The organism is Pseudomonas sp. LBUM1645 (assembly GCF_059716185.1).
The window spans coordinates 6,435,001-6,456,273 of sequence record NZ_CP166811.1 but is presented as its reverse complement, the minus strand read 5'-3'; the positions used below and the strand labels follow the sequence as shown (position 1 = coordinate 6,456,273).

At 58.3% G+C, this 21,273-nt stretch carries 23 protein-coding genes (1 of these 23 only partly in view); 12 read left to right on the top strand and 11 right to left on the bottom strand.

Going from position 1 to position 21,273, the window contains the following annotated elements; genetic code table 11:
• The first annotated feature begins 61 nt into the window (after positions 1-61).
• From rpe to trpE, 3 genes are all read left to right on the top strand, one after another.
• Positions 62-736 (top strand): ribulose-phosphate 3-epimerase, encoded by a 675-nt coding sequence (gene rpe / locus ACA079_RS29475; protein WP_008027088.1) that lies wholly within the window; start codon positions 62-64, stop codon positions 734-736.
• Positions 733-1,551 carry a phosphoglycolate phosphatase gene (locus ACA079_RS29470; RefSeq protein ID WP_497701816.1) on the top strand — a complete coding sequence of 273 codons (819 nt, stop codon included), beginning with the start codon at positions 733-735 and terminating at the stop codon, positions 1,549-1,551. The genes rpe and ACA079_RS29470 overlap by 4 nt, the downstream gene beginning before the upstream one ends.
• A gap of 71 nt (positions 1,552-1,622) precedes the next feature.
• The gene (trpE, locus tag ACA079_RS29465; RefSeq protein WP_192409285.1) at positions 1,623-3,104 is read left to right on the top strand and encodes an anthranilate synthase component I; all 1,482 of its coding nucleotides are present in this window, start codon (positions 1,623-1,625) and stop codon (positions 3,102-3,104) included.
• Between the two features lie 175 nt (positions 3,105-3,279).
• Here trpE and estP read toward each other — a convergent pair whose 3' ends face one another.
• Together estP and ACA079_RS29455 are read right to left on the bottom strand one after the other, a co-directional pair.
• A complete protein-coding gene (gene estP, locus ACA079_RS29460; RefSeq protein WP_497701815.1) occupies positions 3,280-5,187 on the bottom strand; it encodes an esterase EstP in 1,908 nt (635 codons plus the stop codon).
• Positions 5,184-5,546, bottom strand: a complete 363-nt coding sequence (locus ACA079_RS29455) for a hypothetical protein (RefSeq protein ID WP_497701814.1) — start codon at positions 5,544-5,546, stop codon at positions 5,184-5,186. Before ACA079_RS29455 ends, estP begins: the two co-directional genes overlap by 4 nt.
• Before the next feature lie 47 nt (positions 5,547-5,593).
• Here ACA079_RS29455 and ACA079_RS29450 point away from each other — a divergent pair, with 47 nt between their 5' ends.
• The 4 genes from ACA079_RS29450 to ACA079_RS29435 all read left to right on the top strand — a co-directional run bounded on the left by ACA079_RS29450 (position 5,594) and on the right by ACA079_RS29435 (position 8,924).
• The gene (locus tag ACA079_RS29450; RefSeq protein ID WP_033056198.1) at positions 5,594-6,187 is read left to right on the top strand and encodes an aminodeoxychorismate/anthranilate synthase component II; all 594 of its coding nucleotides are present in this window, start codon (positions 5,594-5,596) and stop codon (positions 6,185-6,187) included.
• A gap of 9 nt (positions 6,188-6,196) precedes the next feature.
• Positions 6,197-7,246: an anthranilate phosphoribosyltransferase gene (gene trpD, locus ACA079_RS29445; RefSeq protein WP_056741323.1), complete on the top strand. Its 1,050-nt coding sequence runs from the start codon at positions 6,197-6,199 to the stop codon at positions 7,244-7,246.
• Positions 7,243-8,079, top strand: a complete 837-nt coding sequence (gene trpC / locus ACA079_RS29440) for an indole-3-glycerol phosphate synthase TrpC (protein WP_497701813.1) — start codon at positions 7,243-7,245, stop codon at positions 8,077-8,079. Before trpD ends, trpC begins: the two co-directional genes overlap by 4 nt.
• Positions 8,080-8,222: 143 nt before the next feature.
• On the top strand, positions 8,223-8,924 hold the full coding sequence (locus ACA079_RS29435) for a lipoate--protein ligase family protein (RefSeq protein WP_497701812.1): 702 nt from the start codon (positions 8,223-8,225) through the stop codon (positions 8,922-8,924).
• Here ACA079_RS29435 and crp read toward each other — a convergent pair.
• Positions 8,921-9,565, bottom strand: a complete 645-nt coding sequence (gene crp, locus ACA079_RS29430; protein ID WP_497701811.1) for a cAMP-activated global transcriptional regulator CRP — start codon at positions 9,563-9,565, stop codon at positions 8,921-8,923. The genes ACA079_RS29435 and crp overlap by 4 nt on opposite strands.
• 231 nt (positions 9,566-9,796) lie before the next feature.
• Between crp and ACA079_RS29425 the strand changes: the two genes are divergently transcribed.
• Both ACA079_RS29425 and speD read left to right on the top strand, forming a co-directional pair.
• The gene (locus ACA079_RS29425; protein WP_008061600.1) at positions 9,797-10,219 is read left to right on the top strand and encodes an OsmC family protein; all 423 of its coding nucleotides are present in this window, start codon (positions 9,797-9,799) and stop codon (positions 10,217-10,219) included.
• 177 nt (positions 10,220-10,396) lie between these two features.
• Positions 10,397-11,191 (top strand): adenosylmethionine decarboxylase, encoded by a 795-nt coding sequence (gene speD, locus ACA079_RS29420; protein ID WP_497701810.1) that lies wholly within the window; start codon positions 10,397-10,399, stop codon positions 11,189-11,191.
• A gap of 68 nt (positions 11,192-11,259) precedes the next feature.
• On the opposite strand, the gene coq7 is transcribed toward speD, so the two are convergent.
• The 6 genes from coq7 to hemJ form a co-directional block, all read right to left on the bottom strand.
• A complete protein-coding gene (gene coq7 / locus ACA079_RS29415) occupies positions 11,260-11,907 on the bottom strand; it encodes a 2-polyprenyl-3-methyl-6-methoxy-1,4-benzoquinone monooxygenase (RefSeq protein WP_008147238.1) in 648 nt (215 codons plus the stop codon).
• Positions 11,908-12,088: 181 nt separating this feature from the next.
• A complete protein-coding gene (locus ACA079_RS29410) occupies positions 12,089-12,427 on the bottom strand; it encodes a histidine triad nucleotide-binding protein (protein WP_008147240.1) in 339 nt (112 codons plus the stop codon).
• An 81-nt stretch (positions 12,428-12,508) separates the two neighbouring features.
• Positions 12,509-13,297 (bottom strand): SDR family NAD(P)-dependent oxidoreductase, encoded by a 789-nt coding sequence (locus ACA079_RS29405; protein ID WP_033056193.1) that lies wholly within the window; start codon positions 13,295-13,297, stop codon positions 12,509-12,511.
• A 62-nt stretch (positions 13,298-13,359) separates the two neighbouring features.
• A complete protein-coding gene (locus ACA079_RS29400) occupies positions 13,360-14,325 on the bottom strand; it encodes a DUF805 domain-containing protein (protein WP_497701809.1) in 966 nt (321 codons plus the stop codon).
• Between the two features lie 86 nt (positions 14,326-14,411).
• Positions 14,412-15,380: an NAD(P)H-dependent flavin oxidoreductase gene (locus tag ACA079_RS29395; RefSeq protein WP_497701808.1), complete on the bottom strand. Its 969-nt coding sequence runs from the start codon at positions 15,378-15,380 to the stop codon at positions 14,412-14,414.
• Between the two features lie 33 nt (positions 15,381-15,413).
• Positions 15,414-15,842, bottom strand: coding sequence for a protoporphyrinogen oxidase HemJ (hemJ, locus tag ACA079_RS29390; protein WP_497701807.1), 429 nt, complete (start codon positions 15,840-15,842; stop codon positions 15,414-15,416).
• 137 nt (positions 15,843-15,979) lie between these two features.
• Between hemJ and argC the strand changes: the two genes are divergently transcribed.
• Both argC and erpA read left to right on the top strand, forming a co-directional pair.
• Positions 15,980-17,014 (top strand): N-acetyl-gamma-glutamyl-phosphate reductase, encoded by a 1,035-nt coding sequence (argC, locus tag ACA079_RS29385; RefSeq protein ID WP_415771766.1) that lies wholly within the window; start codon positions 15,980-15,982, stop codon positions 17,012-17,014.
• Between the two features lie 168 nt (positions 17,015-17,182).
• Positions 17,183-17,533: an iron-sulfur cluster insertion protein ErpA gene (gene erpA, locus ACA079_RS29380; RefSeq protein WP_007947969.1), complete on the top strand. Its 351-nt coding sequence runs from the start codon at positions 17,183-17,185 to the stop codon at positions 17,531-17,533.
• Between the two features lie 80 nt (positions 17,534-17,613).
• Here the strand turns inward: erpA and ACA079_RS29375 are convergent, their stop codons facing one another.
• Together ACA079_RS29375 and ACA079_RS29370 are read right to left on the bottom strand one after the other, a co-directional pair.
• Positions 17,614-18,705, bottom strand: coding sequence for an anhydro-N-acetylmuramic acid kinase (locus tag ACA079_RS29375; RefSeq protein WP_497701806.1), 1,092 nt, complete (start codon positions 18,703-18,705; stop codon positions 17,614-17,616).
• A gap of 3 nt (positions 18,706-18,708) precedes the next feature.
• Positions 18,709-20,133, bottom strand: a complete 1,425-nt coding sequence (locus tag ACA079_RS29370; RefSeq protein ID WP_497701805.1) for a peptidoglycan DD-metalloendopeptidase family protein — start codon at positions 20,131-20,133, stop codon at positions 18,709-18,711.
• Between the two features lie 212 nt (positions 20,134-20,345).
• Here ACA079_RS29370 and tyrS point away from each other — a divergent pair, with 212 nt between their 5' ends.
• Positions 20,346-21,273, top strand: partial view of a tyrosine--tRNA ligase gene (gene tyrS / locus ACA079_RS29365; RefSeq protein WP_497704393.1) — the 5' portion only. 272 nt of this gene lie beyond the right edge of the window; 928 of the gene's 1,200 nt are visible here — the first part of the coding sequence; the start codon lies at positions 20,346-20,348; its stop codon lies beyond the right edge, outside the window.

The following is a 21,273-nucleotide window of genomic DNA, read 5'->3' as shown; positions in this document are numbered from 1 at the left end:
CGCGTCAAAGCATGAGGTATACAATGCGCGCCATCGTGATTCTGCTCAAAAAAGGTGCGTCATGCAGCCCTTCGTAATTGCTCCGTCGATTCTCTCCGCCGACTTCGCCCGCCTGGGTGAAGAAGTGGACAACGTCCTGGCCGCTGGCGCCGACTTCGTGCACTTCGATGTCATGGACAACCACTACGTGCCGAACCTGACTATCGGCCCGATGGTGTGTGCCGCGCTGCGCAAGTACGGCGTGACCGCGCCGATTGACGCGCACCTGATGGTCAGCCCGGTGGACCGCATCGTCGGTGACTTCATCGAAGCCGGCGCGACCTACATCACTTTTCACCCGGAAGCCTCGCAGCACGTCGACCGTTCCCTGCAACTGATCCGCGAAGGTGGCTGCAAGTCGGGCCTGGTATTCAACCCGGCGACCCCGCTGGACGTGCTCAAGTACGTGATGGACAAGGTCGACATGATCCTGCTGATGAGCGTCAACCCGGGCTTCGGCGGGCAGAAGTTCATCCCCGGCACCCTCGACAAGCTGCGTGAAGCGCGGGCGCTGATCGATGCTTCCGGCCGTGACATCCGCCTGGAAATCGACGGCGGCGTGAACGTGAACAACATTCGTGAAATCGCCGCTGCTGGCGCTGACACCTTCGTCGCGGGCTCGGCGATCTTCAATGCGCCGAACTACCAAGAGGTGATTGAAAAGATGCGTTCCGAATTGGCGCTGGCCCGCCCATGAGTGGCTTTGAGCAACTGTTCCCGGGGTCTCTGCCGCGGCTGGTGATGTTCGATCTGGATGGCACGCTGGTCGATTCGGTCCCCGACCTCGCAGCGGCTGTGGATAACATGCTGCTCAAACTCGGGCGTAAACCTGCCGGTATCGAATCGGTGCGTGATTGGGTCGGTAACGGCGTGCAAACGCTGGTGCGCCGGGCCTTGGCCAACCACATCGACGCCGAGGGTGTCGATGAGGTCGAGGCCGAGCATGCCCTGGAGCTGTTCAACGGTTTTTACGAGGACGGTCACGAGCTGACGGTGGTTTACCCCGGCGTGCGCGACACCCTGAAATGGCTGCACAAGCAGGGTGTCGAGATGGCGCTGATCACCAACAAGCCGGAGCGCTTCGTCGCGCCGCTGCTGGATCAGATGAAAATCGGTCGTTATTTCCGCTTGATCATCGGCGGCGACACCCTGCCTCAGAAAAAGCCGGACCCGGCAGCGCTGTTTTTCGTGATGAAAATGACCAACATCCCGGCGTCGCAATCCTTGTTCGTCGGCGATTCGCGCAGCGATGTGCTGGCGGCGAAAGCGGCGGGGGTCAAATGTGTGGCGCTCAGTTATGGCTATAACCATGGCCGGCCGATTGCCGAAGAGTCGCCGGCGCTGGTGATCGACGATCTGCGCAAGTTAATTCCCGGTTGCCTGGATCCAGCCGCTGAGATAACGTTGCCCGACGCTGTTCAACCCCCTTCTGGAAACGCCATCGTGGTGGTCACTCGCAAACTCTGGATGAAAGTCATCAAGGCCCTGGCCCGTTGGCGTTGGCGCGCCTGACTTGTTCCTGGCCGGCATACCGGCGCGTTTGCATACCTGACTGTTAGACCCTCAAGCCACGAGGCTACCCCATGATCCGCGAAGAATTCCTGCGTTTGGCCGCTGCTGGCTACAACCGCATCCCGCTTGCCTGCGAAACCCTGGCCGACTTCGACACACCGCTGTCGATCTACCTGAAACTGGCTGACGAGCCCAACTCCTACCTGCTGGAATCGGTGCAGGGCGGGGAGAAGTGGGGGCGTTACTCGATCATCGGCCTGCCGTGCCGCACCGTATTGCGGGTTCACGACCATCACGTCAGCGTGACCCACGACGGGATCGAGATCGAAAGCCACGAAGCCGAAGATCCACTGGCCTTCGTCGAAGCATTCAAAGCTCGCTACAACGTGCCGACCATCCCTGGCCTGCCGCGCTTCAATGGCGGCCTGGTGGGTTATTTCGGTTACGACTGCGTGCGCTATGTGGAGAAGCGTCTGGGTAAATGCCCGAACCCGGATCCGTTGGGCGTGCCGGACATTCTGCTGATGGTTTCCGACGCGGTGGTCGTGTTCGACAACCTCGCTGGCAAGATGCACGCGATTGTCCTGGCCGATCCCTCGCAGGACGATGCCTTCGAGCAAGGTCAGGCGCGTCTGGAGGAGCTGCTGGAAAAACTCCGTCAGCCGATTACCCCGCGCCGTGGCCTGGATTTCAGCAAGCAACAGTCTGCTGATCCGGTATTCCGTTCGAGCTTCACCCAGGACGATTACGAAAAAGCCGTCGACACCATCAAGGAATACATCCTGGCCGGTGACTGCATGCAGGTCGTGCCGTCCCAGCGCATGTCGATCGACTTCAAGGCTGCGCCGATCGATCTGTACCGGGCGCTGCGTTGCTTCAACCCGACGCCGTATATGTATTTCTTCAACTTCGGCGACTTCCACGTCGTCGGCAGTTCACCGGAAGTGCTGGTGCGGGTCGAAGACAACCTGATCACCGTACGCCCGATCGCCGGCACTCGCCCACGCGGGGCCAACGAAGAGGCTGACCTGGCGCTTGAAAAGGACCTGCTGTCCGACGACAAGGAAATTGCCGAGCACTTGATGCTGATCGACTTGGGCCGTAACGACACCGGTCGGGTCTCGGAAATCGGTTCGGTGAAACTCACCGAGAAGATGGTGATTGAGCGTTATTCCAACGTGATGCACATCGTTTCCAACGTCACCGGCCAATTGAAGGCCGGGCTGACGGCGATGGACGCACTGCGGGCGATTCTGCCGGCGGGCACCTTGTCTGGCGCACCGAAGATTCGCGCGATGGAAATCATCGACGAACTGGAACCGGTCAAGCGTGGTGTCTACGGCGGCGCGGTCGGCTACTTCGCCTGGAACGGCAACATGGACACTGCGATCGCGATCCGCACTGCGGTGATCAAGAACGGCGAACTGCACGTGCAGGCCGGTGGCGGCATCGTTGCCGACTCGGTGCCGGCGCTGGAATGGGAAGAAACCCTGAACAAGCGCCGCGCGATGTTCCGTGCAGTGGCCCTGGCCGAGCAAACCCCGGACGCCTGAGCTCACGCAAAACCTGTGGGAGCGAGCTTGCTCGCGATGACGGACTGACATTCAACATCTCTGTTGCCTGACATATCGCTATCGCGAGCAAGCTCGCTCCCACAGAGAACTCACCACCATAAAAAACGCGGCACCTGTGAGGGCGCCGCGTTTTTTGTGCCTGCTGTTTGCCGGATCAGAAGTCCAGCGCAACGCCAACGGTAAGCCCTTGCTGGGTAAAGTCATCATCCTTGCGGAATGTGTATCCGCCACGCAGCGCCAGATCGGCCGTCAACTTGTGGCTGACCCCCAGGCTCACGCGATTCAAGTGGCTTTGCGGTGTATAGCCGTCCAGTTTGAAGTCCAGGGACGGCAGGCTGTTGAGCGCGATGTTTACTTTCTGAGTGTCATCCTCGTATTCACGTTCATACGCGTATTCGCCGAACACTTGAGTCTGCGGGGTGATCTGGTATTTACCCTGCAGCCCGGCCCCCAGACGTTTTGAATCGCGAGTCTGATCTTCAAAGGTCAGCGCTGTGGAACGAGTGCTGTTTTCCGAGTAGCCGTCGACTTCCACTTTTGCGTAATCGGCGCTGATGAACGGCGACAGGTGCCACTCGCTACCCGGTTGCGCAATGTCGTAGCCAAGGCGAGTGCTGAAGGCCCAGAGATCGCCATCGGTATCGCCTTTCTCCGCACCTTCGCTGGCACCCAGGTCGAATTTACGCTTTAGGTTGTCGTAATCGAGCTTGCCGCCGGTCAACGCGGCATCGGCCCACCAGCGATTCTGCTGGAACTGGGCGAAGACGGTGGCCAGGTAGCTGTTGAGTTTGTAGTCCGAATCGTTATTGCCTGCTTCCAGGTTCTGACGATAGAAACCCGCCGCCACACCGACGCGCCAAGCGTCATTGAGACGATAGCTGCCGCCGATGTTCAGGTTGTAACCGTCGCCGTCGGCGCTGGCGCCGCTGCTTTGGCTATCGACATCCAGATGCTGGCCGCCACCGGCGACAATCGCGCGCCATTGGCCGACTGCTTGCCAGTTCTCCCAGTCCGATTGCCATTGGCTGCGCAGTTCATCCTGGTGCGCACGCAAGGTGGCGTGGGCCATTTCCGGCAACAACGTCAACTCCCAAGGCGCGGCCAGTAAGGAGTAGGCGTAGTCGGAAATCAGTTTCTGCCCGGCTTCGGTCGGATGAACCCCATCGTTATAAATCAGCTTGCTGGGGTCTGGGGTGGCACTGTTGATGCCATACGTAGGGTTTTCGGTGCAGCTGTTACCGCTGAAGCAAGTCGCCGTCAGGTTCTGGCCTGTAGCAAAACCGAATCGAGCCGGATCGGCGAAGGTTTCCTGCAACAGCAGCGGAATGTTCAACGGGATGATTTGGGCATCGATCCCCGCCAGTCGAGTGACCAGTTGCCGGTTGAAGGCAGAGCTCAGTAGTGAGGTGGGTGCCTGCTGGGGCGTGCCATTGATGGCGGGCGTCAAACCCAGGTCGGGCAGCAGCCAGACCACAATGTACCGGGCGCCGGCGGTCTGCAAAACCTGGACGCTGTTGGCCAGTCGATCCGCAGCGGCATTCGCCTGAGCGCCACTTTGTACACGTCCCTGAAGAAAATCGTTACCACCCCCGGAAATGTAATACAGCGCATTTGGATCGGCGTTGAAGTTGTTTGTCGGCAGATAGCCCGAACGCGTGCGTTCGCCCGTGGCGGATACGCTGGTGATCGAGGTGAGGATCTGGTCGGTGCGGTAACCGCCAACGGCCCAGTTATTACCGTCCGGCAGACCCTGGCTCGCGCGTGCCGCCGAGGTTGAAGCGGCCGTCTGGTCCGGTGAAAACCCGAGCCTTTCACCCAGCAGTTGGGTCGAGTTGGCGGAGTAGACTTCGCCGCTTCCGTCCAGGTAAACCGGTCCGGTGCGGTTGGTGAAGCGCAGGGTTGAGCCGGGAGGGCCGCCCGTGTCGGTAAACTGCCCGGCATCGTTGAGGCTATCGCCGAAGACGATGAAATTCGAATAAGGGTTGGGCGCCGCGATCGCCTGGGTGCAGGCTATAGCGAGCAAGCAGCCGGCAAGCGGTACAGCCAACGTCTGTCTGATCATGAGCAAGTCCGTTTGTTATTGTTGTAATGAGCAAAACGACAGTGCCAAAAACTATAGAGCCTGTTGCCGTTCGGCGCGAACCCGTCAATTGTTTCAAGAGCTTCGATCGCCCCATATTGCACGCTCTGCCCAGCTAAGTTACTGTGCCAAGACGTATAAATGAGACCTTCCCCGTGTTGATCGTCAGCAAACTTCTGGATCAAGTCATCAAGGCACACGCCCGTTGGCGTTGGCGCGCCTGAATCCTTCTGCCGGCCCGGCCGGATCTTTACCGCTTTGCCTTCTTTACCCGTAAGACAAACCGCTTTGCAGCGCGACTCCAGCGACTGACAAAGTGCAGGACGCTGCGGGTAAATCATTCGAAGGCTGTATTCAAAGTCAGTAAATTCAAGAGGTTCATAACGCCATGTTGCTGATGATCGATAACTACGACTCTTTTACCTACAACGTTGTGCAATACCTCGGTGAGCTCGGCTCCCAGGTCAAAGTCGTGCGCAACGATGAGCTCACCATTGCCGAAATCGAAGCCCTCAACCCTGAGCGGATCGTCGTTTCACCCGGCCCTTGCACGCCGAACGAAGCCGGCGTGTCGATTGATGTGATCAAACATTTTGGCGGTAAATTGCCGATTCTGGGCGTCTGCCTGGGGCATCAGTCCATCGGCCAGGCCTTTGGCGGCGATGTGGTGCGCGCCCGTCAGGTCATGCACGGTAAAACCAGCCCGGTGTTCCACGAGGACAAGGGTGTTTTTGAAGGCCTGAACCATCCGCTGACGGTCACCCGCTATCATTCACTGATCGTCAAACGCGAAACCCTGCCCGATTGCCTGGAGCTGACCGCCTGGACCCAGCTTGAAGACGGCTCGGTCGACGAGATCATGGGCCTGCGCCACAAGACACTGAACATCGAGGGCGTCCAGTTCCACCCTGAGTCGATCCTCACCGAACAGGGCCACGAGCTGTTCGCTAATTTCCTCAAACAAACCGGCGGCACGCGCTAAGGACTTTTCATGAATATCAAGACAGCCCTGAGCCGTATCGTCGAACAGCTCGACCTCAGCACCGATGAGATGCGCGATGTGATGCGCGAAATCATGACCGGTCAATGCACGGATGCGCAGATCGGCGCGTTCATGATGGCCATGCGCATGAAGAGTGAGAGCATCGACGAGATCGTCGGCGCCGTGTCGGTCATGCGCGAGCTGGCAGACAAGGTCGAACTCAAGACCCTCGACGGCGTCGTCGATGTGGTGGGCACCGGTGGCGATGGCGCGAACATTTTTAACGTCTCGACCGCTTCCTCGTTCGTGGTTGCGGCGGCCGGTTGCACGGTGGCCAAGCACGGTAACCGTGCGGTCTCGGGCAAAAGCGGCAGCGCCGATCTGCTGGAGGCGGCGGGTATCTACTTGAACCTGACGCCGGTTCAGGTCGCACGCTGCATTGACAACGTCGGCATCGGTTTCATGTTCGCCCAGACCCATCACAGCGCCATGAAGCACGCCGCCGGCCCGCGCCGGGAGCTGGGCTTGCGCACGCTGTTCAACATGCTTGGCCCGCTTACGAATCCGGCCGGCGTGAAGCATCAGGTGGTGGGCGTGTTCAATCAGGCGTTGTGCCGGCCGCTGGCTGAAGTCTTGCAGCGTATGGGCAGCAAGCACGTGCTGGTGGTGCACTCGAAGGATGGCCTGGACGAATTCAGTCTGGCGGCGCCGACCTTTGTGGCGGAATTGAAGGATGACCAGATCACCGAGTATTGGGTCGAGCCAGAAGACTTGGGCATGAAAAGCCAGAGCCTGCACGGTCTGGCGGTGGATAGCCCGGCGGCCTCGCTGGAGCTGATTCGCGATGCTCTGGGCAAGCGCAAGACTGAGAACGGTCAGAAAGCCGCGGAAATGATAATGCTCAATGCCGGTGCCGCACTGTACGCCGCCGACCATGCCAGCAGTTTGAAAGAAGGCGTTGCCCTGGCGCACGATGCGCTGCACACAGGCCTCGCTCGGGAAAAACTGGAGGAGTTGGGTGCATTTACCGCGGTATTCAAAGTGGAGAATGAGGGATGAGTGTACCGACGGTTCTGGAAAACATTCTGGCCCGTAAAGTCCAGGAAGTCGCCGAGCGTAGCGCTCGCGTAAGCCTGGCGGAGCTGGAAAGTCTGGCCAAGGCGGCCGATGCACCCCGTGGTTTTGCCAAGGCATTGTTGGCTCAGGCCAAGCTCAAGCAGCCAGCGGTCATTGCAGAAATCAAGAAAGCTTCACCGAGCAAAGGCGTGATCCGCGAGAATTTCATTCCCGCCGACATCGCCAAGAGTTACGAGAAGGGCGGCGCGACCTGTCTGTCGGTGCTCACCGATATCGATTACTTCCAGGGCGCCGACGCGTATCTGCAACAGGCGCGGGCGGCGTGCAAACTGCCGGTGATCCGCAAGGACTTCATGATCGATCCGTACCAGATCGTCGAAGCCCGAGCGTTGGGCGCCGACTGCGTGCTGCTGATCGTCTCCGCACTGGATGACGTGAAAATGGCCGAGCTGGCGGCCGTGGCCAAAAGTGTCGGCCTCGATGTGCTGGTGGAAGTTCACGATGGCGACGAGCTGGAGCGGGCCTTGAAAACCCTCGACACTCCGTTGGTCGGCGTGAACAACCGCAACTTGCATACCTTCGAAGTCAGTCTGGAAACCACCCTCGACCTGTTGCCACGTATCCCGCGTGATCGCTTGGTGATCACCGAAAGTGGCATTCTCAACCGGGCCGATGTCGAACTGATGGAAATCAGCGATGTGTACGCGTTCCTGGTTGGCGAAGCGTTCATGCGCGCCGAAAGCCCGGGCACCGAACTGCAGCGTCTGTTCTTTCCTGAGCGTGGTATCGCGGTGAGCGGTTCTACACTCGACTGAAAAAGCATCGCGAGCAAGCTCGCTCCCTCAGTGATTGTTGGTGGACACAAAATTTGTGAGCACCCAGATCAAATGTGGGAGCGAGCTTGCTCGCGATGACGGCATAAGAAGCACCACAGACTTAACGTCCGACGGAATACCTTATGACCCTGATTACCTCCCTGACGACCGAAGCCGGCCTGCTCGCCGAACAGGATCTGTTGGCCCATGTGTGCACCGGCGAATCGGAATTTGGCCTGCTGTTCTGGCAACCCAGTGACCGGGCGCTGGTCATGCCGCGACGGTTGAATCGTCTGCCTGGGTTCGAGGCCGCGTGCGAGGTGTCGGCTGCGGCAGGTTGGCCGGTGTTGTTGCGTGAAACCGGCGGTGAACCGGTGCCGCAATCGGCCTCAACGATCAACATCGCGCTGGTCTACGCGCCACCGCGTAGCGAGGGTGACCAGAACCGCATCGAAACCGGTTATCGCCGGCTTTGCGACCCGATTTGTCAGTTACTCGATGAACTGGGCGGCGTTTCGTCTTTGGGCGAAATAGAGGGTGCGTTCTGTGATGGGCGTTTCAACGTCAACCTTGATGGGCGCAAGATGGTCGGCACGGCTCAACGCTGGCGCCAGAGCAAGGGCGGTACGCGTCCGGTAGGGTTGGTGCACGGTGCTTTGTTGCTCGATAACGAGCGTGAGTCGATGGTTGCGGCGGTTAACCGGTTCAATGAAGCCTGTGGCCTGGAGCAGCGAGTTCGCGCCGAGAGCCACATTGCTCTTCATGAAAAATATGCAGCACCTGATGCGTTGGGGCGACTCGACACGTTGTACCGCCAATTGCTGGCAGACATGTTCAGGGCTTAGCGCGTACCGAAGACCACCATGGTCTTGCCTTTGACGTCCACCAGGTTGCGTTCTTCCAGGTCCTTGAGTACGCGACCGACCATCTCACGTGAACAACCGACAATCCGCCCGATCTCCTGACGGGTCACCTTGATCTGCATGCCGTCGGGATGGGTCATTGCATCTGGCTGCTTGCACAGTTCGAGCAAGCAGCGTGCGACGCGGCCGGTGACGTCGAAGAACGCCAGATCACCCACCTTGCGGGTGGTGTTGCGCAGGCGCTGTGCGATTTGTCCGCTGAGCACGTAAAGAATGTCTGGATCCTGTTGGGACAGCTCGCGGAATTTCGCGTAGCTGATCTCCGCGACTTCGCATTCGATCTTGGCGCGCACCCAGGCGCTGCGTTCCTGTTCCAGGCCGGCCTGTTCGAACAGGCCCAACTCGCCGAAAAAGTCTCCGGAGTTCAGGTAGGCGATGATCATTTCGCGGCCGTCGTCATCCTCGATCAGGATCGTGACCGAACCCTTGATGATGAAGAACAGGGTTTCCGAGCGATCACCGGCACAAATGATGTTGCTTTTGGCCGCATAACGACGGCGCTGGCAGTGCATCAACAGCTTGTCGAGGTTCTTGATTCTGGGTGTTGGGGTAATAGCAACCATGGTTGTATCCCGAAAAGACTTCACGGTGTGTTTGGTTTTCTTATGAGTCGCAGAGGTTGCTACAAAGCTGGCTATGCGCCAGTGAATTGGCGCCAGCTTAACAGACACTTCCTGCAATATTCGAGAATTTACCTACAGCGCAGCGGCTTGCGTCGTAGGAATGCGAGACGCCGTCAATCAAGGCCCCTGTGCTAAGCTGGCGACCCTTTTTTATACAGTGGAGTCTTGGCGATGAAGGCACGCATCCAATGGGCTGGCGAAGCCATGTTCCTCGGTGAATCCGGCAGCGGTCATGTCGTGGTCATGGACGGTCCGCCCGATGCCGGTGGTCGCAACCTGGGTGTCCGGCCGATGGAGATGCTCCTGCTGGGTGTTGGCGGTTGCAGCAATTTCGACGTGGTCAGCATCCTCAAGAAGTCTCGTCAGGCCGTTGAAAGCTGCGAAGCCTTCCTCGAAGCCGAGCGCGCCACCGAAGATCCGAAGGTTTTCACCAAGATCCACATGCACTTCGTGGTCAAGGGCCGAGGCTTGAAAGAAGCCCAGGTCAAACGCGCCATCGAGCTGTCTGCCGAGAAGTATTGCTCGGCGTCGATCATGCTGGGTGCGGCGGGCGTAGAGATCACCCACGACTACGAGATCATCGAGCTCGGTTGAATCGACATTCAACTATCATAAAGGCAGTGCAGACTCTGGCGATCTAAAGCTCGCGTCTGCACCCAAACAGATAACCAAAATCGCGAAGAGGTGCTAATCCGTCCTACGCAGGTGTTCGCATCTGACGGGCATGCTTGATCACGCGGCCGGTCCGCAATACACAGAGAGCGTCTAACGGTGAAAAGCAGACTCAAGCTCCACGGGTTCAATAACCTGACAAAGACCTTGAGCTTCAACATCTACGACATCTGCTATGCGGAAACCCCGCAAGACCAACAGGCTTACGTCGAGTACATCAATAAAGAGTACAACGCGAAGCGCCTGACGCAGATCCTCACAGAAGTTGTCGATATCATTGGTGCCAACATCCTGAACATTGCCAGTCAGGACTATGAACCCCAAGGCGCCAGTGTCACGATTCTGATCTCCGAAGAGCCGGTGACCCCGACCGACAGTCAGATCGAAGAGTCCCCGGGCCCGCTGCCTGAAATTATCCTGGCCCACCTCGACAAGAGCCACATTACGGTGCACACCTACCCGGAAATCCATCCGGTGGACGGTATTGCAACGTTCCGTGTGGACATTGATGTGTCGACCTGTGGCGTCATTTCACCGCTCAAGGCGCTCAACTTCCTGATTCACCAGTTCGATTCGGACATCGTGACCGTGGATTATCGCGTGCGCGGCTTCACCCGTGACGTAGAAGGCAAGAAGCACTTCATCGATCACGAGATCAACTCGATTCAGAATTATCTTTCCGAAGACACCCGCGACGCGTACCAGATGACCGACGTGAACGTGTACCAGGAAAACCTGTTCCACACCAAAATGCTGCTGAAGAACTTCGAACTCGATAACTACCTGTTCGGCGACGCTACCAGCAACCTGTCTTCTGAGCAGCGTGCTCAGGTGACCGAGCGGGTGAAACACGAAATGCTGGAAATCTTCTACGCGCGCAACATGTCGAGCTGATTTTCTGCGAGCAAAAAGAAAGGGTGCTGAAAAGCGCCCTTTTTTGTGCCCGGGATTTTTTGGGGGGATCAGATCCGGTAAGTGCTCTTGGTCATGACCTTGGCCATCAGGCTCATGCCGAACTTTACCGGTGCCGGGAAGCGGAAACCCCCAGCCTCCAGCGCGCTTTCGGCGTGGTGTTCTTCATCAATGCGCATCTGCTCGAGGATCGCCCGGGACTTTTCGTCCTCGGCCGGCAGTTGCTCAAGGTGTTCGTTGAGGTGTTTGCACACCTGATGCTCGGTAGCAGCTACGAAACCCAGGCTGACTTTATCGCTGATCAACCCGGCCACCGCGCCAATCCCGAACGACATGCCGTAGAACAGCGGATTGAGAATGCTGGTGTGGCTGCCCAACTGTTTTATGCGTTGTTCGCACCAGACCAGGTGGTCGATTTCTTCTTCGGCTGCATGTTCCATGGCGGCGCGCACTTGCGGCAGCTTGGCGGTCAGGGCCTGACCCTGATACAGCGCCTGGGCACAGACTTCGCCGGTATGGTTGATGCGCATCAGACCGGCGACGTGCCGGGTGTCTTCGTCGCTCATTTGCGCATCCGGCTGCACGATAGCGGGCGAAGGACGGTACGGCTGACCACTGAAGGGCAACAAGGTACGCATCGCGGCATCGGCTTGCAGCAGAAGGCGGTCAATCGGCGAGTAGTGACGTTGGGTAGTCATGCTGACCTCCGGGAAGAATCTCGGCGGCCAGTTTAACCCAATCGGCCGGGGAAGGTTTGCGCTGGGTCATTTCTGCTTTCTACACCCAAAAGCAAAAGATCGCAGCCTTCGGCAGCTCCTACACACTATTCCCCTGTAGGAGCTGCCGAAGGCTGCGATCTTTTGAGGGCTTAGCGAAACATCAGCCCGGCGGCCAATGCATCTGGCGCTGACCCAGCACGTGCATATGAATGTGATAGACGGTCTGCCCACCCAGTGGATTGCAGTTCATCACTACGCGGAAGCCCTCTTCGCAGCCCAGTTCCAGGGCCAGACGCTGGGCGGTGAACAGAATATGTCCAGCCAATGCCTTATCGTCCTCGGTCAGGTCGTTAAGCGTGCGCACCGCTTTTTTCGGGATCACCAGAAAGTGTACCGGTGCCTGTGGGGCGATGTCGTGGAAGGCCAGTACCTGGTCGTCCTCGTAAATGATCTTGGCCGGGATTTCCCGGTTGATGATCTTGGTGAACAGAGTATCCACAGCTGTTTCTCCGTTGTTTGGGCTGGCCTGAGTGTAACCATGGGTTATGCCCGAGCCCAGCCTTTTACCTTGAGGGTGCGATCAGCGCGGGCAGTAAGCCTTGTTGACCATGCCGGCGATTGTCCGGGTCAGCCAGCGTGAGCCGAGTCGCGGCAGGAAGGCGCGCCAGCGGTTGCGTCGACCCGGAATAATGATGGCGCGATTTTTCTCCAGAGCCCGAACGGTGTAGAGCGCGACTTCCTCGGGGCTCATCAGCATTTTGCTGTCGATCAGTTTGCCGGTGTCCAATTGCGCGGTGCGGAAAAACGCCGTGCGGGTAGGGCCGGGGCAGAGCACCGAGACCTTGACCGCGCATTTTTTCAGTTCGACGCGCAACCCTTCGGAAAAGTGCAGCACATAAGCCTTGCTGGCGTAGTAAGTACTCATCCAAGGGCCGGGATGGAACGCCGCCACCGAGGCCACATTCAAAATCTGCCCGCCGCCCTGTAGCGCCATGCTGTTGCCGATCGCGTGACACAGGCGAGTGAGCGCAAGGATGTTCACTTCGATCAGGTCCTGCTCGGTCATCCAGTCCTGAGCCAAAAAAGGGCCGCAGGTGCCAATGCCGGCGCAGTTGACCAACAAATCGATCTGTCGGTCACCTTCCTCCAGCTCCAGCAGAAAGCCGGACAGCCGTAGCGGCTCGCCGAGGTCACAGGCTCGGAACAACACTTCCACGCCAAAACGTTGAGTCAGTTCAATCGCAATACTTTCCAGCTGATCACGCTGACGGGCCACCAGAATCAGGCTGCGGCCGCGCCGGGCCAGCGCTTCGGCCATCGCCAGGCCGATGCCGCTGGAAGCGCCAGTGATCAGAGCGTAACGGGTCATGCATTTCTCCATCGCAACAGCTCCGCGCCGGCGACGCAGGTGTCACGGGCGGGGAGCGCTGTTCATTCTTTCGCAGAGTCTACAGGGGGCTGGGCTTCTTCGGCTGCATCGTCGGCTGAATTTGGCGCTGGCTCTGCTTCCACGGCGGTTTGATCTTCGATCTCTTCGGTGGTCACGGAGTCACTTTCATAGCTGCTCTGGGTGGCGCTTTCGTATTCGCTCTGAATGGTAGTAAGGCCACCGGTCAGTCCGCCTATGAACAGGATCGCGATAAACACCAGCCACAATGAAGACAGGATTTTGACCGCCGTGCTGTTGGGCGGTGGTGGTGCGCCGTATCGATTGGCAGTGTTATTACCTGGCACAATCACCATCACGAACGGAAAGATGCTGCCCACGAACGGCACGAGGGTCAGCAGCCAGAGCCAGCCAGACCAGCCAACATCATGCAGGCGCTGGACGCTGAACTGGATGCTGACGAGGCCGAGCGCTACGAAGCCGACCAAGGCCAGCAGGCCTCCGAGAATGAGGGCGATGGTTGAGTCCGTGTTGATCAGGGCCAAGGCGAAAACGGCAAGCAAAGAGCCAGCGCTAAGGGTCACAAGCGTCAGCGACATCGTCCAGGCCAGATAACGCAAGCGGCCGATCCGACCCTCGAAGCTGAACGGCTTGAGTGTGGAAAACGCAGGCAAGGCTTCGCCAACGGTAGCCTGGGGTGGTGCGTAAGGGGATTCGGGATCTGCCGCGACGACAGGGGCGTGTTCATGAACGTCAGACAGGTTCAGCTCGATCGAGGGGTCGGATTCAATCCGGGCATCGATACCGGTTTTGGTCAGCGCCTGGAGATAAGTCTGCGCATCGACCTGCGACAGGTCGCGTTTGAGTGCAACCGGCTTGCCACTGAACAGCCGCTCAATGGCAGCCACATCGCTTTTGAACAACTCGGCGAGATTGAGCTTGGCGGTGGTGACGTCAACACCCGGCAACAGAGCGCCGTCGAACACGATCTTGTAACGGTTTTCGCTCATTGCGAGGCATCCTTGTCGCGAGAGTGTTAGGGAGTAATACGCGTGGAGTGTAAGGCCAGCCGGAATGGGCTGGCCAAGTTTTCCTGTCAGCGCGGCCAGCGCTTGGGCAGCGCTGCCGCCAGCTCCAGCGCTTTGCGGTACTCGGCATCAAGGCGAGCGACCAATTGATCGACACTCGGCAGGTCATCGATCTCGCCGACACCTTGGCCTGCGGACCAGACGGTTTTCCAGGCTTTGGCTTCATCGCTTATGGGCTTGAGTTTGGAGCCGAAGTCCACCTCACCCTTGCCTTGCAGCGCTTTCATGTCGAACCCTGCAGCCTCAAGGCTCTGACGCATAAAGCTCGCTGGTACTCCCGACACCGCTGGAGTATGGACGATGTCCGCGGCTCTGGAAGTCAGTAGCATCTCTTTATAGGCGTCAGGCGCATGACTTTCGGTGGTGCCGATAAATCGCGTACCGAAGTAGGCCAGATCCGCACCAAGCAATTGTGCAGCGAGAATTTCGTGGCCGTGGTTCAGGCAACCGGCCAGCAGCAGGGTCTTGTCGAAGAATTGGCGAATCTCGGCAATCAGCGAGAACGGGCTCCAGGTTCCGGCGTGTCCACCGGCGCCCGCGGCCACGGCGATCAAACCGTCGACCCCGGCCTCGGCGGCTTTCTCTGCATGGCGCCGCGTCGTCACGTCGTGAAACACCAGTCCGCCATAGCTGTGCACTGCATCGACCAGTTCTTTCACGGCGCCGAGGCTGGTGATCACGATCGGCACTTTGTGCTCGATGCAAATCGCAAGGTCTGCCTGCAGTCTTGGATTGGTGTCATGAACGATCAGGTTCACCGCATAAGGCGCCGGGCTCTCCAGTGCCGCCAACCCTGCTTCGATCTCTTCCAGCCAGGCCTTGAAGCCGCTGCTCTCGCGCTGGTTCAGTGCGGGAAAGCTGCCCACCACGCCATTACGGCAGCAGGCGAGCACCAGTTGTGGGTTGGAGATCAGGAACATTGGCGCTGCCACCACAGGCAGACGCAAGCGTTGTTCGAGCAGAGCGGGCAGCGACATTGGAAGTACCCCGGTGAGTTGTGCTTATTGGAGTTAGAACGGCCGAACGACGACCAGAATTACAATGGCCAGCAATATCAGAACCGGCACTTCATTGAACCAGCGATAAAAGACATGGCTGCGGGTGTTCTCGCCACGGGCAAAACGTTTCACCTGAGCGCCGCACATGTGGTGGTAGCCGATCAGGATCACCACCAGGGTCAACTTGGCGTGAATCCACGCACCCTGACTGAATATGCTTGGGTTAAGCCAGATCAGTGCGATACCGAAAATCAGCGTGGCGATCATCGCCGGCCCCATGATGCCGCGGTACAGCTTGCGCTCCATGATGCTGAAGCGTTCCTTGCTGACGGTGTCCTCACTTTGGGCATGATAGACAAAAAGGCGCGGCAGGTAGAACAGGCCGGCAAACCAGCAGACCATGCTGACGATGTGAAAAGCTTTGAGCCATAGATAAAGCATTTTTTAGTTATTCCCAGGTTCACGGTAGCCCGGATAGTAGAGGCTTGAGCGTCCGCACGTCACCTTGCCGGTTGTCGCAGGACGATACGGGCCCTATTATCGACGGCTTTCCAGTGGTTTCGTTTGAGGGCAGGTTTATGGTCAAGGTCGGTATCGTCGGCGGCACGGGTTACACCGGTGTCGAACTGCTGCGTCTGTTGGCGCAACATCCGCAAGCTGAAGTGGTCGTCATCACTTCCCGATCCGAGGCCGGTCTGGCCGTGGCTGATATGTATCCGAACCTGCGCGGTCATTACGATGGCCTGGCGTTCAGCGTTCCGGACATCAAGACGCTGGGCGCTTGCGACGTGGTGTTCTTCGCCACGCCTCACGGTGTTGCCCATGCGCTGGCGGGTGAACTGTTGGCGGCCGGGACCAAAGTCATCGACCTGTCGGCGGACTTCCGTCTGCAAGACGCCGATGAGTGGGCCAAGTGGTACGGTCAGCCGCACGGCGCGCCGGAGCTGCTGGAAGAGGCGGTTTACGGTTTGCCGGAAGTCAATCGTGAGCAAATCAAGCAGGCCCGCCTGATCGCTGTGCCGGGTTGCTACCCGACCGCGACTCAATTGGGTTTCCTGCCATTGCTGGAAGCAGGTCTGGCCGATACCACTCGCTTGATTGCTGACTGCAAATCCGGCGTCAGCGGTGCAGGTCGTGGCGCGTCTGTAGGTTCGCTGTACTCCGAGACGTCGGAAAGCATGAAGGCTTACGCCGTCAAAGGTCACCGTCACTTGCCGGAAATCCGCCAGGGCTTGCGTCGCGCAGCGGGCAAGGACGTCGGTCTGACGTTCGTTCCGCACCTGACGCCAATGATTCGAGGCATCCACTCGACGCTCTATGCAACCGTCGTGGATCGCTCGGTGGATCTGCAGGCGCTGTTTGAAAAGCGTTATGCCAGCGAACCGTTCGTCGATGTCATGCCCGCTGGCAGCCATCCGGAAACCCGCAGCGTGCGCGGTGCCAACGTTTGCCGTATTGCGGTGCATCGTCCACAGGATGGTGACCTGGTGGTGGTGTTGTCGGTAATCGACAACCTGGTCAAAGGCGCGTCGGGGCAGGCGGTGCAGAACATGAACATCCTGTTCGGGCTGGATGAGCGTTTGGGCCTGTCCCATGCAGGCATGCTGCCGTAAGGCTTTATCCTGCTCAGCAAAAAGGCCCGTCTGACGGGCCTTTTTGCATTTCGAACCGGCAATCGGGTTTATTGATATACCGTAACAATAGTTGACCAATTTTCTAGGAGAAGCGGATAATGCGCGTCATCACGCATTATGGCGGCGTAACGCCGGGAGATAGTTAGCATGAGCGTCGAATCCTTCACCCCCACGGCTTTGCAATTCACCCACGGTGCCGCGCACAAGGTGAAGAGCCTGGTCGATGAAGAGGGGAATGATCGCTTGAAGCTGCGCGTATTCGTTACGGGCGGTGGTTGTTCAGGTTTTCAGTACGGCTTCACCTTCGATGAGGAAGTGGCCGATGACGACACCATCGTCGAGCGCGAAGGTGTGAGTCTGGTGGTCGACCCTATGAGTTTCCAGTACTTGGCAGGTGCCGAGGTGGATTATCAGGAAGGTCTGGAAGGGTCGCGCTTCGTGATCAAGAATCCGAACGCCAGCACCACGTGTGGCTGCGGCTCTTCGTTCTCGATCTGATCGCAAGTTACCGCATCACCAAGCGCCGCATGGCCTCAGGGCTCTGCGGCGTTTTGCTGTCTGGGATTTGGTTTGGATAGTCAGGCAGGGTAGATGGCGCCGAGTACGCGCATGCCACGTGCACCGGTGACGCTTGGGCGATTGGCAGCGATGCCTTCAAGGCAGCAATGGGCCAGCCACGCGAAGGCCATGGCTTCGACCCAGTCCGGGTCTACACCGTAAACCGCGGTGCTGCTGACTTTGGCGTTCGGCAGCAAGCTGGCCAAGCGGTTCATCAGTGTGGCGTTGTGCGCGCCGCCGCCGCAGACCAACAGCTCCTGGGTATCTGATTGAGCGCTTTGCAGTGACTCGACGATAGTCAGGGCGGTCAGTTCGAGCAGGGTTGCCTGCACGTCTTCGGCGGCGAAGGTCGACAGTTTCGATAGGTGCTGTGTCAGCCATGGCAGGTTGAACACTTCGCGGCCGGTGCTCTTGGGGCCTTTGGTCACGAAAAATGGATCACTCAGCAGTTCGTTCAGCAGAACCGGTTCAACCTTGCCGCTGGCAGCCCATTGGCCATCGCGATCAAAGTTGTCGCCGCGTTGCTGGTGAATCCATGCATCCAGCAAGACATTGCCCGGGCCACAGTCGAAACCCGCAACAGGCTTGCCCGGTTCAATCAGGCTGAGGTTGCTGAAACCGCCGACGTTCAATACCGCACGATTGCCTGCGCGCTCTTCAAACAACGCTTCGTGAAAGGCAGGGACCAATGGGGCGCCTTGTCCGCCAGCCGCAACATCGCGGCTGCGGAAGTCGCTGACCACGGTGATGCCGGTCAACTCGGTCAGAAGGGCAGGATTGCCGATCTGCACCGTAAACCCGCGCGCCGGTTCGTGGCGAATGGTCTGGCCGTGGCTGCCAATCGCGCGAATGTCTTCGGGTTTCAGGTTTTGTTGATCGAGGAGGGTATGAATGCCCTGTGCTGCCAATTTCACCCAGTTTTGCTGAGCGATGGCGGAGCGGGCAATCTCATCCGGGCCGCTGGCGCACAAGCCAAGGAGTTCGGTGCGCAGGGCGTCAGGCATTGGGGTGTAGTGCGTGGCGATCAGTTTGATCGCCGGGGCCAGCTCGACCAGCGCAATGTCCAGGCCATCGAGGCTGGTCCCGGACATCACACCTATATAGAGCGTCATGGCTTAGCGCTTGCTCGAAGCCAGCTGCGTGGATTTTTCTTGATCCATGCGCGTCATCAGCGGTTGGCTCTGCGCGAGGAAACGTGCGCGCTCGGCTTTGGAGATTGGATCGGCCATCGCCACCTTCTGGCCTAGTGGGTCGACGTGCACGCCATTGACCTGGAACTCGTAATGCAAATGCGGTCCGGTGGAAAGTCCGGTGGTGCCGATATAGCCGATCACCTGGCCTTGTTTGACGCTACTGCCAGTCTGCACGCCTTTGGCAAAGCCCTGCATGTGGCCGTACAGCGTACGGTAGGTATTGCCGTGCTGGATGATCACGGTGTTGCCGTAGCCGCCACGGCGACCGGCCAACAACACTTTGCCGTCACCGGCTGCCTTGATTGGGGTACCGCGCGGCGCTGCATAGTCGACGCCTTTGTGAGCGCGGATCTTGTTCAGGATCGGGTGCTTGCGGCCCATCGAGAATTTCGAGCTGATGCGGGCGAAGTCCACCGGGGTACGGATAAACGCCTTGCGCATGCTGTTGCCGTCAGCAGTGTAGTAGCTGCTGTTGCCTTGTTTATTGGTGTAACGCACGGCGGTGTAGGTCTTGCCGCGGTTAGTGAAGCGAGCGGAAAGGATCGGGCCATTGCCGACAGCCTTGCCGTTGACGACTTTCTGTTCGTAGATGACATCGAACTCGTCACCCTGGCGAATATCCTGGGCGAAGTCGACGTCATAGCCAAACACGCTGGCCATGTCCATGGTCAGGCTGTGGGACAAACCGGCGCGTGCAGCGGACTGCGACAGCGAGCTGTTGATCACGCCATGAACGTAGGCAGAGCGCACGGTAGGCTTTGCGGTAACGCGGTTGAATGCATAACCCTTGTCATTCTTGGTCAGGGTGATGGTTTCAACGTCGCTGACCTTGCTGTGCAGATTGGTCAGCTGGCCATCGGGGCTCAGTTCGAATTCAAGTTTCTGGCCGTGTTTGAGTTGGCTGAACTGCTTGGCCTGCTTGTCACTGGCCAGCACTTCATGCACCGAAGCTGCTGGAAGGCCTACTTTCTCGAACAGTGTGGAGAGGGTATCGCCTTTAGAAACGATCACTTCCCTGTGGTTTGGAGACTTTTTTTCTTCGATCACAGGCGCCGGCGCGGGCGCGGCCTGAGCGGTTTCCTGGGGTTCTTCGGCGCTGTTTTCGATCTGCGCGAAAGGGGAAGCTGCTGGCTCATTTGTGGCCTGGACGGCTTCGGCAGCGTCTTGATCTTGTGTCAGTTGTTCAGCAGGGCTTTCCAGTTCAAGACTCAGGGTCGTCTTTTTGGCTTCAACATCACTGGAAGGAAATACCAGAAGCGCCAGGCTCAGCAGGGCGGCGATGCCACTTGCTGCGAGCAGGTGGGTCTTCGGGTAAAGCGGCGGCGCTTTAGACGATTCTTTGGTCATAGGTAATTTTTGACTTTGAAAAAGATGAATTGGAAAAGATGAATGACATGATGAAGATGAAATAACTGTATAAAATATAACCAAATCATCTCTGAAGCAAGTCCGCGAACGCTGTGTCCGTGGATTGGCGTCCGTGCGCCGGGCAAAACTTGTATTTGACGCGCGATCTTGTATGGTTGGTTCCCTTTGAATTCGAGCCTTGCGGGTCTGTTATGAAGTCGGTTGAAGAGCAGCTAGCGCTGATTAAACGTGGTGCGGAAGAACTGTTGGTCGAGTCCGAGCTGATCGAAAAGCTCAAGCGTGGCCAGCCGCTACGTATTAAGGCAGGCTTCGATCCGACCGCGCCGGATTTGCACCTGGGTCATACCGTGCTTATTAATAAGCTGCGCCAGTTCCAGGAGCTGGGGCATCAGGTGATCTTCCTTATAGGTGACTTCACCGGGATGATCGGCGATCCGAGCGGCAAGAGTGCGACACGTCCTCCTCTTACTCGCGAGCAGGTTCTCGAGAATGCCGAGACCTACAAGACTCAGGTTTTCAAGATTCTTGATCCGGCGAAAACCGAAGTTGCGTTCAACTCCACCTGGATGGATCAGATGGGGCCGGCCGATTTCATTCGCCTGACTTCGCAGTACACCGTAGCTCGCATGCTCGAGCGCGACGACTTCTATAAGCGCTACACCACCAATCAGCCAATTGCCATTCACGAGTTCCTCTATCCGTTGGTTCAGGGTTATGACTCGGTTGCTTTGCGCGCGGACGTCGAGCTGGGTGGTACTGATCAGAAGTTCAACCTGTTGATGGGGCGTGAGCTGCAGCGTGGATATGGTCAAGAGGCTCAGTGCATTCTGACCATGCCGCTGCTCGAAGGTCTGGATGGTGTGAAGAAGATGTCCAAGTCCTTGGGCAACTACGTGGGTATTCAGGAAGCGCCGGGTGTGATGTACGGCAAACTGGTTTCCATTCCCGATGCGCTGATGTGGCGCTACTTCGAATTGCTCAGTTTCCGCTCCATGAATGAGATCAATGCATTCCGTGCTGATGTCGAGGCGGGTGCCAATCCGCGTGATATCAAGATCAAGCTGGCCGAAGAGATCGTTGCGCGTTTCCATGGTGAAGAGGCTGCGGCCAATGCTCACC